The organism is Lacticaseibacillus nasuensis JCM 17158 (assembly GCF_001434705.1).
In the GTDB taxonomy this organism is placed as follows: domain Bacteria; phylum Bacillota; class Bacilli; order Lactobacillales; family Lactobacillaceae; genus Lacticaseibacillus; species Lacticaseibacillus nasuensis.
On record NZ_AZDJ01000030.1, the window covers coordinates 117,630 to 131,022 of the forward strand.

Consider the following 13,393-nt stretch of genomic DNA (forward strand, 5'->3'; position numbering starts at 1 on the left):
TTCCCTTCTCCCACCACGGGATCAAACATGAAGTGCGACGCCGAGCGCCATGAATACCACTTGCGCCAAGGTCGTGACGAACAGATTCTGAATGGCGAGTTTAAACGTCAGCCGCTTCACCGGCTTAGCCGCAAAGCCGCGCACGTTGCGCCACACCAGCGGCACCGTCACCAGCGTCAACAGGCTCAGGCGCGGCAACCAGCCCACCACCGCCGCCACAATCAACGCGAGGAAGCCAACGGTGTACAGCGCGGCGAAGAAGCGCAACGACCGCTGGCGGCCCAGGTAGTAAACAATTGTGCGCCGCTTGAGTTGCTTGTCTTCTGCCTCATCGGCGATGTTGTTGGCCAAGAGTAACGCCGCGATGGCGCCTTGAGCCAGGCCGCTGGCGACAAACACGCGGCCCACTAGCGCCCAGTCGAAGGCGGCGACGTCAAAGACGTTGACGTAAACGGCAATCAGCCAAATCACAAAGCCCATCGTGAAGCCCGAGAAGAACTCTCCCACCGGCGTCGTGGAAATCGGCCGCGGCCCACCGGCGTAACAATACCCGACAGCAAAGCTGAACAGCCCCATCACCAGCAACGGCCAGCCGGTGCGACTGACCATCCACAGCCCCAAGGCGCCACTGACCGTCATCATCCCCACGATGAGCCACCCAATCAGGCTGGGGTTCAGGTGCTCGCGCCCGATGATGTTGGTTTGCTCGCGAAACTGCAGCGCCGTGGTGCGCGTGGCGCGCCGGTAGTCTTGGTAGTTATCGTTGGCGTCGACGGCCATGTTGAACAGCAGCATCGCCACAAAAAACACCACCAGCTCCAGCCAGTGCAGCTGATGCCAATGATACCACGCATACAAGGTCCCCATGAGAAAAGGAAACACGGATGCGGTTTTGGCTTTGATTTCGACGAGTTCAAAAAACACTGAGGGCTTCACGAAAGTTCATCTCCTGCGCGTTGACACGCGTTTTTCATTCAAGTAAGGTTGGTTGAGTGGGAAAGTGAGGGCATCGGCATGATTCATCCGTTATGGCAACGCTATCCAGACGTGCACCGCCAGCTCGAGGCCACCCAGGCCTTGTTGCAGGCGCGCACCCAGTTGCGTGATCCGCAAATCAACGCCTTGGTGCAGGCGCAAGTCACCGCCGGTGGTAAGATGCTGCGCAGCGGCCTTATGTTCATGCTAGCGCGTTTGCATCACGTTGACAATCGCCAGTTGATCCACGCCGCGGCGGCCATCGAGGCGCTGCATTTGGCGACCTTGGTGCACGACGACGTGCTCGACGGCGCGGCCACGCGGCGGGGCCAAGCGACGGTGCACCCGAGTGCCGGCAACCGCAGCGCCATCTATGCCGGCGACTTTCTCTTTTCGGTGTACTTCGACCTCTTGGCCGATGCCGCGCCGGATGTCGCCGACGTCGGCGTCAACGCCCGCGCCATGCGCCGGATTTTTCTCGGCGAGCTCGACCAAAACTCAGCCCCGCGCGGCGCGGCGTTAACGATTCACCAATACCTGCGGCAAATCGCCGGCAAAACCGCGGCGCTCTTCGCCTTGGCCACATATCAAGGCATGCGGCTGGCTGATGGCACCGAAGCCGAGCTGGTCGCCAGCTACCGCTATGGTCGCCTGTTGGGCATGGCCTTTCAGCTCCAAGACGACTTGTTGGACTTCACCGGCGATCACCGCCTGGCCAAGCCGCGCCTCGAGGACCTCGAAAATGGCATCTACACCCTGCCGGTGCTGTATGCGTTGCAGGCCAAGCCGGCATTGGCCACCACCTTCGCCGCGGCGCAACATGACCCCGCGGCCAAAGCCACGGCCGCCCGCGAGATTCGCGCACTAGGCGTCCCGCAGGCCTTACAGCTGGCCACGCGCTACACCCAAAAGGCCGAAGCGGCGTTGCAGGCGTTTCCGGCCAGCCCGGAGCGCGCCGACTTGGTGCACCTGACGCACGCGCTTTTGAATCGCCACCAATAATTGACGCAAAATCCCGCTCACTCGAGCGGGATTTTTTTGGTTGTATCTAACCCTTCATCCCGGCATCCAGCGCATAGAGCCGCCGATAGCGGGCGTCGGTTTTAGCCAATTCCTGCGGCGCGCCATCCATCGTCAACCGGCCGGCTTCGAGGAACAAGACGCGGTCGGTGCGGTGCACGCCTTGCAGGTGATGCGTGACCCACAGCACGGTTTTATCCGCCAGCACGGTGAACATCGTATTGATTAGCGCGGCTTCGGTAATGGGATCGAGGCCAACGGTTGGTTCATCGAGCAGCACGATGGGCGCATCTTGCAACAGCACCCGGGCCAGCGCCAGGCGTTGGCGCTCGCCGCCGGAAAAATCGAAGCCAGCTTCGGCCACCGGCGTGTCGAGCCCTTGCGGCAGCTGGGCAATTAAATCGGTCAGCTGCACGGCGTCAATGGCCTTGGCCACCGCGGCGTCGCTGGCCGCTTCGTTCCCCAGCCGCACATTGTTTTTCACCGACGTGTTGAATAGAAATGGGCTTTGGTCCAGCACGGCGAAGAGATTGTTGCGCTGCTCCTGATACGCCAGCACCGGCGTGTCATCCACCAGGACCTGACCGGTGGTTGGCGTCAAGTCACCCAGCACCAGCTGCAGCAACGTGGTTTTGCCCATGCCGCTGGGCCCCAACAGCGCCACCTTGTCGCCGCGGTGTAGCGTCAGGCTGGTGTCGTGAATCAATTCCGGCGCGCTCGCCGAATAGGCAAAGCTCACGTGATCCAGCGTCAACGTCTGAAACTCCTGCGGCGTCGGCAGCTGCTTGGGCAGCGTCCGCGTCGTTGGTTGCAGCTGATTCAAGCGCATGACGGCGCCTTTGTACGTCGGCCACTCGCCGATGCCTTGCGCCACCCCGGAAAACGCCATGTCTAACGGGAAAATCACCAGGACGAAGGCGCCAACCCAATTGGCCATGCCGGCCGTTTGCGTCCAGTACTGCCCCACCCACACCATCAGGCTGACGGGAATCAAGCCGAACAGGAGCTGGGCGACGAAGTTTCGCACCCATTCAAACCGGGCAGAGGCGTGCAGCGACTGGCTTAGCGCGTGCGGCGCGGCAGTGGCCTGCGCCACAAAGTCGGCTTCGCGGTGGGTGATCACCCAGTCGCTTAACCCCAAGACGCTGTCGGTGAGGTCGACATAGGCGGTTTGGTTAAGTTGCTTTTGCTGCAACTTGCGCCGCTTGTCGACCACCAGGCTCCAGGCCGGCACCAACACGATTTGCGCCAGCAACAACACGCATAGCCACAAGGCAAAGCCCCAGTCGAACCACCCCAACAGTAACGTGGCAATGAGGGTCAAGCCCCCGGCCACCACCGTAGGAAAAATGGTGCGCAGGTACAGGTTTTGAATGTGGCCAATATCGTCGGCCAACATGCCCAGCACGTCGCCGGTTTGGTGATGTTCCGAGACAAACGCGGCGTCGCTTTCAAGCACCCGGTACAGCTTGCGCCGCATGTGACTCGTGATGCGCAGCACCCAGTTGTGGCTGGTCAGGCGTTCCAGGTATTGGAACACCGGCCGGCCGATCCCGAAGGCCCGCGTCAGCACCACCGGCACATAAATCGCGGCAAACAGCGGCTGCGTGGCCGAAAAGTCGATCAGATACCCTGAGGTGAACATCAACGCGCCGGCGCAGATGAACGTCAACATCCCCAACACCAGTGACCAAAACAGCAGGCCCTTATAGCGCTTGAGGTCGGGACGTAACCATTGTTCATTCCGCCACTTCATCGAATTCACCTCGCATTTTGTGAACCAGTTCCTGGTAGGCCGCCGAATTGGCCGCCAGGTCGGTTGGCGTGCCTTGCGCCACGATGCGCCCGGCTTGCACGACGATCACCCAGTCCATTTCGTTGAGCCAATGCAGCCGGTGGGTGGCAAACAACACCAGCCGGTTGGCAAACAGCGGTACCAGCGTTTCCTTCAACGCCGCCTCGGTTTCGATGTCCAGGTGGGCAGTCGGCTCGTCGAATAACCAAACGTCGCGCTTTTCATCCAATAGCGTCCGGGCCAGCGCAATCCGCTGGGCCTGGCCGCCACTGATGCCGCGCCCGCCTTCACCAATGCGCGTGGCCAAGCCGTCCGGCAGCTCCGCCACCCAATCGGCTAAGCCCGCCGCGGCCACGGCGCGCGTAACGGCTGCCGCCGATGCTGTCGGCTGATAGAAACGCACGTTGGCATCAATGCTGGCCGCAAAGATGTACGGCGTCTGCGGAATGTAACTTAGGTGCGCCTGCCACGCCGGCTCCGCCAGGTGCGGCAACGCCGTCCCATTAAGCGTAAACGGCGTGCCGGCCTCAGGCTGCAGAAAGCCCCCCAGCAGGTTTAACAACGTCGACTTACCGGACCCGCTGGCGCCAATGATCGCCACTTTCTGCGGACCATGCAGCGTCAAGCTCACGTCACTGATGGCTTGGCGGTCGCCGTAGCGAAAGTCCAACTGGTTAACGCTCAGCGTACTCTCCGCCGTCCACGGCCCCACCGTCAACCCGGTTTGACTCGGCTGCGCCACCGGCTTGGCCAACACGGCCAAAATCGCGCTTAACGCATTTTTCCCGTTCAAGGTAGCGTGGTAGTCGCTGCCGAATTCACGAATGGGCATGAAGTATTCCGGCGCCAAGATCAAACTGACCATCGCCGGGTACAGCGGCACCTTGCCGTTGAGCAAGTCGATGCCCAAGAACACGGCGACGACGGCAATCGACAACGTCGCAAAGAAGTCCATGGCAAAACTCGACAACATCGCGATGCGCAAGACGCTCATGGTTTGCTTGCGGTAGTTCTCCGAGACGGCATAGACGTTATCGGCGTATTGCTTGGACACGCCCATTAACTGCAGGGTTTTCAAGCCGCGCAACGAGTCGATGAAGTGGTTGCTCATCAGCTGGAAGCCGGCGTATTGCTGCTCGGACTGATCGCGTGCCGCGTACCCCAAGATGATCATGAACAAGATGATGACCGGGAACATCAGCAGCAACATCAAGCCGGCCAACCAGTGCTGCATGGCAATGTAGATCAGCAACACCCAGGGAATGATGGCCATGTTCAAAATCTTGTTGAGGATCAGCTCGATATAGTTTTGCGTCTCAGGAATGCCGTCCAGCGCCATGGTGACGAGGTTGCCGGTGCCTTCATCGGCGACGGTCGCCGGCCCTAACGCAAATAGATGCTGCAACAATTGTTGCTGCATGTCGCCGGCAGTGCGTCGCGCGGCGTGCTCAGCCATGGCGTTGCGCAGCCAAGTAATCGCTTGGCGCAACGCGAAAGCCGCCGCGAAGGCCCAGATGAATGGCCACAACCCGGCCATCGGTTTGCGCGCCCAGGCGTGGACGATGGCTTGGGCCAGAAATTTACCCTGGAACAAAATAACAAATGCTTGCACGAGCGCCAGCCCGGCAAGCATTGTCAAGACGCGGTTCATTCCGGGTAAACGCATTAAGCGTTTATCGATCATACGAACTCTCTCCTCAATTGCCTCGAATTAGAGGCGGAAACTTGCAGATTCCTAAGCCTTGGCCGGAATCCGCTTGTGGAATACCGTGTAGGACCAGATGAAGTAGGCCAACGCAATCGGCAACAGAATGCAGGCGACCACGGTCATGATAGTCAAGGTCAGCGGGCTGGCCGAGGCCGTCTTGATCAGCAGCGAATGCGCCGGATTGTCGGCAATCAATACCCGCGGGAACAAGCCATTGAAGATCAAGGCCACCACTAAGGTCAACCCGAGCCCGCTGCCGATAAACGACATCAGCTCGTTGTTCTTCAACGTGCCTACCTGGTTGATCACGGCGGCGCAAACAATCAGTGCGATAATCAGCGTCGTTGACACCGGGCGTTCCTTGAAGAAGTCGGTGTAGACGAAGACCAAGATGGCAAAGACTACTTCACCAGCATACAACACCCAGGACAAAATGGCATTCCATTGCCGCGCCCGTTCGCGCAGCGGGCCCACCGTCTTGAGCCGAATGAAGTTCAGCCCGTGCATGAAGCACATCAAGGTCACGGCCACCCCACCCACAATCGTCAGCAGGTTGATTTGGTCGCCTAGCGTCGCGTAGATATCCATGTTTTTATCGATTGGCAGCGGCTGAATGATTGCGGTAAAAATCATCCCCAGCACGAATGGCGGCAAGACGCTGCCGATAAACAGGGCCCAGCGCCAAATGCTGCGGCCGCCTGGCGTCTCGGCATGCGCCGCAAACTCAAACGACACGCCGCGCAGAATCAGGCCCATCAACACGATGAAGAACATGATGTAGAACCCGGAAAACAGGCTGGCATACCACAGTGGGTAAGAGGCGAACATCGCCCCGCCGGCGGTGATCAACCAGACTTCATTGGCATCCCAGTGCGGGCCAATCGTGGCCACCAGCTGGTCGCGTTCGTCCTCGTTATGAGCGAGCAGGCGCGTGGCCATGCCGACGCCGAAGTCGAAGCCTTCCAGGAAGAAGAAGCCGATGAACAACACGGCTAACAGTAAGAACCAAAGAATTTGCAGGAAACTCATGACTTAAACGCCTCCTTCGCAAACGGATCGCCGGCCAGGCCGTAATTGCTTTGGTCTAAGTCGACTGGTCCCTTCTTGAGCACCCGGTGTGAGTAGTAAACCATGACGCCACCCAGCAGCGTGAAGATCAAGAAGTAAGCGATGTTGGTAAACAGCAACTGCCCCGCCGTCGTGGTTGGCGACACGGCATCGGCGATAGTGTACAAGCCGTAAACGACCCATGGGTAGCGGCCCAGTTCGGTGACGAACCAGCCGGCAGTGTTGAGGATGAATGGCAGCCATAGGCACAGCCCCAACAGCCACAACAACCAACGTTTGTTTTCAATCGTATCGTGCTTGGCCCGGGAGAACCACAAGCCGAGAATTCCCAGCAAGGCTAAGAAGACCCCGCCGCCGGACATGATCCGGAACGACCAGAACAAGGTCTTCACCGGCACGTAATAGTTCTTGTCTTTGCCGTACTTGGCTTCCATCTCCTTGTTGACGGTATCCATGCCTTTGACCGCCCCGTGGGTTTGGTGGAAGGACATGATACTCAGCAAGTACGGAATCTCGATGTTGCCGGACACGGTGTGGTCCTTGGTGTTGATCAATTCGACCAACGTCCATGGCGCCGGGTCCTTGGTGTCCTTGTAAATCCCTTCAGTCGCAGCAAACTTCATCGGTTGTTCATTGATGATGTAGCGCGTCTGCAAGTCGCCGACGAAAATCGCCCCGACGACAGAAATCGTGCCGACTAATAAGCCGATGCGCAGCGACTTCTTAAAGAACTCCGGCTCGCGGTGCTTCCACAGCTGCCACGCCGCCATCCCCGCCACGGCGAACCCGGCGGTGGTAAAGGCGCCGAAAACGACATGCGGAAACTCGACCCAAAGTTGCGGGTTGGTGATGACCTGGGCGAAGTCGACCAACTTCACGCGGCCAGTCGCCTGGTTAATGGCGAAACCAGTCGGGTGCTGCATGAAGGAATTGGCGCTTAAGATCCAAATCGCCGACAGCGTCGTGCCAAGCCACACCAGCCAAATCATGGCCGCGTGCAGCGCCGGCTTGAAGCGATTCCAGGTAAACATCCACAGGCCGATGAACGTGGACTCCATGAAAAATGCCAGTAAGGCTTCGACGGCCAGCGGCGCGCCGAAAATGTCACCCATGAAGCGAGAATAATTAGACCAGTTCATCCCAAATTGGAATTCCTGAATAATACCGGTGACGACCCCGACGGCGAAGCTCAGCAGGAAGATTTTTCCCCAGAACTTCGTCATCCGTTTGTACACGTCTTTGTGCGTCCGCACGTAACAAGTTTCCATAATTGCGGTGACCAGCGCCATGCCGATAGAAAACGGCACGAAGAAGAAATGGAACACGGTGGTCATGGCGAATTGGAACCGCGCGAGTGACAAGACGTCAAACCCTTGCAGTAAAGCCATAGCTTTTCCCTCCTCATCCATTGATACGCTTTCATTATAGCGCAACTGAGCCCCATCTAGAATAGAAACATTATAAACTGATAGATTTTCTCAACGATTGGGCTGGTTACGCACCCCGTCGCCGGTAAGTCACGCGCAAAAAAGGCGAAGGGTCACCCCTTCGCCTCACTATTAATCTTGCCGTAACACCTGTCGAATCAGCGGTTGCGGCGTTGGGGCCGTGGCACCGATGGTGAACGCGGCTGCTACCTGCGCCACCTGTGCCGCCGGATCGGGTTGATTCGCGTGCAACGTGGCTAAGGTGTCCCCCACCGCCACCGGGGTGCCAAGCTTCTTGTGCATCACCAGGCCCACCGCGTGATCAAGGGCATCGCCTTGCTTGGCGCGCCCGCCGCCGAGTTGCATCACGGCGACACCCAGCGCGCGGGTATCGATGGCCGTGACCACGCCGGCCGACTTGGCGCGCACCGGAATCTGGTATGCGGCTTTGGGTAAGGTTTGTGGCGCGTCCAGCACCCGCACGTCGCCCCCTTGAGCGGCGACCAGTTGCTTAAAGGCGCGCCAAGCGCGGCCATCGCGCAAGGCGTCTTCCGCCATGCCGGTGGCCACTTCCAACGAATTGGTTTTGCCGCCTAACACCAGCATGTGCGCGGCTTCGGCAATGGTCAGCTGGCGCACGTCTTGCGGCCCGCGGTTGTGCAAAATGGCAATAGCTTCGGCGACCTCGAGGCTGTTGCCGATGGTAATGCCCAGCGGCTGATCCATACCGGTCAACAAGGCCACGGCCCGCACCCCGGCCGCCTGGCTGATTGCCAGTAACGCCTGGGCCAACTTGCTGGCTTGCGCCTGCGTCTGCATAAAGGCCCCATTGCCCACCTTGACGTCAAACACCAAGGCGTTGGTGCCGCTAGCCAGTTTTTTACTCATGATGGAGCTGGCAATCAAGGGAATCGACTCGACGGTACCGGTGACGTCGCGCAAGGCGTATAACTTACGGTCCGCCGGCGCCAAGTCGCCACTAGCGCTGACAATGGCCTGGTGAATCTCCTTCACCTGGGCACGGAACTCGGCCTCGCTAAGGTCGACGCGAAACCCTGGGATACTTTCGAGTTTGTCCAAGGTGCCGCCGGTGTGGCCGAGCCCGCGGCCGGAAATCATCGGCACCGGCACACCCAGGCTAGCCACCAGCGGCGCTAGGGGCAAGCTGACCTTATCCCCCACCCCGCCGGTCGAGTGCTTATCGACCTTGATGCCGGGAATGTCGCTGAGGTCCAACACGTCGCCGGAATGCAGCATCGCCATGGCCAAGGCGGATTGCTCCGCGGCGGTCATGCCGGTGAAATAAGTCGCCATCAGCCACGCGCTCATTTGGTAATCGGGGACGTCGCCTGCCACATAGGCCTGAATCAGCCAGTCGAGCTCGGCTGGCGTCAGTTCCTGGTTGTCCCGTTTTTTCGTCAGCAGATCCACCATGCGCATCGTCGTCGCCTACTTTCTCAAGATTAATCTCATTTTAACACGGCGGCTTCGCGCAGCGTGCTATACTACGAATCAAACTCACCTCAGGAGGCCAATTGTGAACGCTACGTTGCTGCACCACCTCGCCAAAGTCGAACTGCACTGCCACCTCGATGGCTCGCTGTCACTGCCCATGATTCGCCGGCTCGCCGCGCGCATTGGCCAGCCCCTGCCGGCCGCCGACGCCGATTTGGCCAAGCTCGTGCAGGCCCCGGCAACCGCCACGAACCTGATGGATTACCTGCGCCCCTTCGACTTCATTCGCCCGTTGTTGCAAGACCATGATGCGTTAGCCATGGCGGCCCACGACGTCGCCGCTCAAGCCGCCGCGGAAAACGTGCGCTACATCGAGCTTCGGTTTGCCCCGGAATTCTCCATGGACCGGGGGTTGACGGCAACGCAGGCGATTGAAGCCGTCGTGGACGGCTTGGCCCAGGCGCAAGCCGATTTTGACCTGACCGCCAACGTCTTGGTGTGCGCCATGCGGCAAAGCGCCGGCGCCATGAACCAGCAGGTCTTCGCCGCCGCGGTGCCATTGCTTGGTCGCGGGGTGGTTGGCGGCGACTTTGCCGGCAACGAAGCCGACTTCCCGCCGAGTACGTTCACGGCCACCATTGCTTACGCGCAGTCACGGCACGTGCCGCTGACGTTGCACGCCGGGGAGTGCCACTGCGCGCAAAACATCGCCGAAACCTTGGCGGCCGGCGTCACCCGGATTGGCCACGCCACCGCGATCCAAAACCACCCCGACTTAATCCAGCAATTCGTCACCGCTGGCGCCACGGCTGAGCTGTGCCTCACCAGCAACCTGCAAACCCGCGCCGCCGCAGACCTCAGCGAGTACCCCTACGCGCAGTTACGCGCAGCCGGGGCCAAGCTGACCATCAACACGGACAACCGCACCGTTTCTAACGTCGATTTGACCCACGAGTACGGCGAATTCGTCCGCGCGTTTGGCGTCACCGCGGCCGACTTCTTAACCTTCAATCAAGATGCCGCGCGCGCCGCCTTCATCAGCCAGGCCGACCAAGCCGCGCTGGTGCAGCGACTGGCCACGGAGTACGCGCCATACGTGTAACCGGCTGGCCACTCGTCTAAATGGCACAAAATCATCACACATTCCGCACGGTCTCATCACCGGCGCCGATTATGCTTGAATCATTCAGAAAGGATGACCCCTATGATGAACGATCAAGCCGTCTTCACCGCGCAACTGGAAATGATTGCTTACCCCAACATCACGGCCCGCACCGAAACCGGCGCGCCGTTGACCATTGAAACCAACGAAAAACAACGCACTGACCCCGCCTTTTGGGCGTCCGTCAGTGCGATTTTGAAAGCGAAATTATGGGTACCGGTGTCCAAACGCCTGCACCAGCTGCTCGACAGCGACTGGCTGGCCGTGCAAACGCCAGCGCCGCAGTTACGGCTAGGTTAAGCCTTTTGCCATTGCGCAAAGGTGTGCGCCGCCACCAGTAACGTCAGCACGGCGTCCGGCGACAACGCCGCCGTCACCGTTTGCAGGTGCCCGGTGGTGGCCACGGCGCCAATGACTTCCAGGCCATACTTGACGATGTTCAAGTCGACGGCCGCAGCGTACTCCCCGTCAAACACAGGCTCGTGATTATACGTGAAGTTCAGCTTGTCTTCGGTAATCGAGCCGTCCACGTGGTTGACCATGATGCGGTCTTCCAGCTTGGCCACCGGTGCCTTGTCATCCAACAGGTTCAACTTGTGGTCCGATTCTTCGCGGAAGTAGTTGCCTTGTAACATGTTCAGATAATCTGCCGCCGGGTGCGCCAACACCTTGAGGTAATCAACCGCAGCGGCGACCTTGGCTTCTGGGAGCAGGGTCGTTTTGGCTAACAATGCATCGTGATTCGCTTCAAGCCAGTCGGCCAGTTCACTGATTTCAAATTGATCCATGATATCCTCCGTCAACAATTGTCGCAGTACCTGGCTATTGTATCATTTTTCCCCTGGCCGTGCCGCTGGTGGCTTTAACACAGTGGACACTCAACTGTAACGTCACCGTAACCGAACCCGCCTTATAATAAGAGTAGGGAAAAAGTAAGAGCTTACTTTCCCCGCTGCTCATGATGAAAAGGAGGGAGAATATGGCACAGACACTACCAATGGTTGACGCTTTTGGCCGGGTCACAACATTACAACCGCAAGTCACGTACAAGTTGCGCGTAAAAAACGGCTATATTCTTGTCTTGCGGCCCAATCAGGAGCAATACCGCTTACCGAATTTGTTGACGTTGAACCGTTCGGCGTAGTCAGCGCCGTGGAATCAGGCGCTGAGCAAGCGAACCGGCACCTGACTGGAACATTTAAAAATCAAGCAGGGAGTGCGACGAATCTCGCACTCCCCTTTGTTACTCCGGTGCCTGCGGGCCGGCTAGCGCCATTAAGCCCACGCAGGCGATGATCAGCGCCCCACCGGCCAGCTCGGCCCCGCTGACGGCAAAGCCCAAGAACACCACCGAGGTCACGGTTGCCCCCAGCGGCTCGAAGGCATCCAGCAGGCTCGCCGCGGTCGGCGAGATGTACTGCAAACTGGCGAGATACACCAGGTACGCGACGATTGTGCCGAAAATCACGACAAAAGCATATGCCGCCCAGCCTGACGCGGGGAGGTGCGGGACGCCCACCCAAAACGGGTGCACCACCGTCATCACCAAGCCGCCTAATAACTGCGCCCAGCCGGTCACGACTAGCGGCGAGTACACCGCCAGCAGGCTGGCCGGCAACAGCGTGTACACGGCCGCGGCCACAGCGGCGAGAATGCCCCACAGCAAGGCCTGAGGGGTAATCGCCAGCTGGGTAAAATGCCCCTTGGTGACCACCATTGCCGTCCCCACCATGGCCAAGGCGATGATGACCACGTCGAGCCGACGCGGCAATTCCCGAGCGCGGAAGGCAAGCCACACCAAGACCAGCACCGGCGACAAGTATTGCAAGATGGTCGCAGTCGGCGCGCCGGCCACCGCCACGGCCTTGAAGTAGATGTACTGCATGGCAATCATGCCAAATAAGATGAAGGCAATCATCTGCCCCGCGCTGTGGGCCTGCCGCCAAGGCGCCAGCACCGCGCGCCGTTGCGTCACCAGCGCAATGGCCAGCGTGACGACCCCGGCAATCAGCATCTTCGAGCTAATTAGCCACGACACCGTCACCCCGAGGCCGAAGAGGTAATCACTCGCCGGACCCGAAATCCCCCATAATAATGATCCTAGGATCGCCATTGCGATGCCTGCCATGCGCTTGCCTTGCATGTTGCCTCCGTTATGCCTCCGGCTGTTGCCAGCCGGCTAAGTGATCGTCGATGATGCCTGCGCCTTGCAAGAAACTATAAATCGTCGTCGGGCCGACAAATTGAAACCCGCGTGTCTTCATGTCCTTGGCCACGCGCTGCGACAAGTCGCTTTGCGCGGGAATCTCGGCGCTGGTGCGCGGCCGGGTTACGATTTGCCGGCCGCCCGTGAACCCCCAGATGTACGCATCAAACGAGCCGATTGCCGCTTGGACGCGCTGCACCGCCTGGGCGTTATTGCGAATCGCCCATAACTTGCGGCGGTTGCGGATGATGGCGGGATTTTGCATCGCCGCTTCGAGGGCCGGGTCCGGCATTGCCGCCACCACGTCGATGGCAAAATCGGCAAACTGCGCGCGAAACGCCGCGCGTTTTTTCAACACCGTCACCCAGCTCAGCCCCGCCTGCAAGGTTTCCAGACTTAACAGCTCGAACAACTGCTGGTCGGCGTGCTGCGGTCGGCCCCACTCGTGATCATGATACGCCTGTAACAACGGATCGCTTTGCCACCATTCAGTCATGACTATCCCTTCTTTCCTCACTAGATTACGCCAAGTGCGGTCGGGAGCCCAAAAAAATGGACACGATCGGCATCGTGTCCA

13 protein-coding genes are annotated in these 13,393 nt (G+C 59.5%); 4 read left to right on the plus strand and 9 right to left on the minus strand.

Annotated features, from left to right (window positions below):
* Positions 1-21: 21 nt before the first annotated feature.
* Entirely contained in the window at positions 22-936 is a 915-nt protein-coding gene (locus FD02_RS07920; protein WP_056951581.1) for a 1,4-dihydroxy-2-naphthoate polyprenyltransferase, read from the minus strand.
* Between the two features lie 78 nt (positions 937-1,014).
* Between FD02_RS07920 and FD02_RS07925 the strand changes: the two genes are divergently transcribed.
* A complete protein-coding gene (locus FD02_RS07925; protein WP_054721802.1) occupies positions 1,015-1,977 on the plus strand; it encodes a polyprenyl synthetase family protein in 963 nt (320 codons plus the stop codon).
* Between the two features lie 46 nt (positions 1,978-2,023).
* Here FD02_RS07925 and cydC read toward each other — a convergent pair whose 3' ends face one another.
* The 5 genes from cydC to FD02_RS07950 form a co-directional block, all read right to left on the minus strand.
* Positions 2,024-3,751, minus strand: coding sequence for a thiol reductant ABC exporter subunit CydC (gene cydC, locus FD02_RS07930; protein ID WP_056951583.1), 1,728 nt, complete (start codon positions 3,749-3,751; stop codon positions 2,024-2,026).
* Positions 3,735-5,474 (minus strand): thiol reductant ABC exporter subunit CydD, encoded by a 1,740-nt coding sequence (gene cydD, locus FD02_RS07935; protein WP_056951584.1) that lies wholly within the window; start codon positions 5,472-5,474, stop codon positions 3,735-3,737. Before cydD ends, cydC begins: the two co-directional genes overlap by 17 nt.
* 51 nt (positions 5,475-5,525) lie before the next feature.
* Entirely contained in the window at positions 5,526-6,527 is a 1,002-nt protein-coding gene (cydB, locus tag FD02_RS07940; protein ID WP_054723545.1) for a cytochrome d ubiquinol oxidase subunit II, read from the minus strand.
* Positions 6,524-7,954, minus strand: a complete 1,431-nt coding sequence (locus FD02_RS07945) for a cytochrome ubiquinol oxidase subunit I (RefSeq protein WP_056951586.1) — start codon at positions 7,952-7,954, stop codon at positions 6,524-6,526. Before FD02_RS07945 ends, cydB begins: the two co-directional genes overlap by 4 nt.
* A gap of 171 nt (positions 7,955-8,125) precedes the next feature.
* The gene (locus FD02_RS07950; RefSeq protein WP_056951588.1) at positions 8,126-9,433 is read right to left on the minus strand and encodes a thymidine phosphorylase; all 1,308 of its coding nucleotides are present in this window, start codon (positions 9,431-9,433) and stop codon (positions 8,126-8,128) included.
* Positions 9,434-9,530: 97 nt separating this feature from the next.
* Here FD02_RS07950 and add point away from each other — a divergent pair, with 97 nt between their 5' ends.
* The gene (add, locus tag FD02_RS07955; RefSeq protein WP_056951590.1) at positions 9,531-10,550 is read left to right on the plus strand and encodes an adenosine deaminase; all 1,020 of its coding nucleotides are present in this window, start codon (positions 9,531-9,533) and stop codon (positions 10,548-10,550) included.
* Positions 10,551-10,652: 102 nt separating this feature from the next.
* A complete protein-coding gene (locus FD02_RS07960) occupies positions 10,653-10,910 on the plus strand; it encodes a hypothetical protein (RefSeq protein ID WP_054722863.1) in 258 nt (85 codons plus the stop codon).
* On the opposite strand, the gene FD02_RS07965 is transcribed toward FD02_RS07960, so the two are convergent.
* Positions 10,907-11,398 (minus strand): hypothetical protein, encoded by a 492-nt coding sequence (locus FD02_RS07965; RefSeq protein ID WP_056951592.1) that lies wholly within the window; start codon positions 11,396-11,398, stop codon positions 10,907-10,909. The two genes, FD02_RS07960 and FD02_RS07965, sit on opposite strands and share 4 nt — an antisense overlap.
* Positions 11,399-11,589: 191 nt before the next feature.
* Between FD02_RS07965 and FD02_RS11365 the strand changes: the two genes are divergently transcribed.
* Positions 11,590-11,754, plus strand: a complete 165-nt coding sequence (locus tag FD02_RS11365; RefSeq protein WP_191980325.1) for a hypothetical protein — start codon at positions 11,590-11,592, stop codon at positions 11,752-11,754.
* Positions 11,755-11,853: 99 nt separating this feature from the next.
* Here the strand turns inward: FD02_RS11365 and FD02_RS07970 are convergent, their stop codons facing one another.
* A complete protein-coding gene (locus FD02_RS07970; protein WP_056951594.1) occupies positions 11,854-12,753 on the minus strand; it encodes a DMT family transporter in 900 nt (299 codons plus the stop codon).
* Between the two features lie 10 nt (positions 12,754-12,763).
* The gene (locus FD02_RS07975; protein WP_082603357.1) at positions 12,764-13,312 is read right to left on the minus strand and encodes a DNA-3-methyladenine glycosylase I; all 549 of its coding nucleotides are present in this window, start codon (positions 13,310-13,312) and stop codon (positions 12,764-12,766) included.
* Positions 13,313-13,393 lie beyond the last annotated feature (81 nt).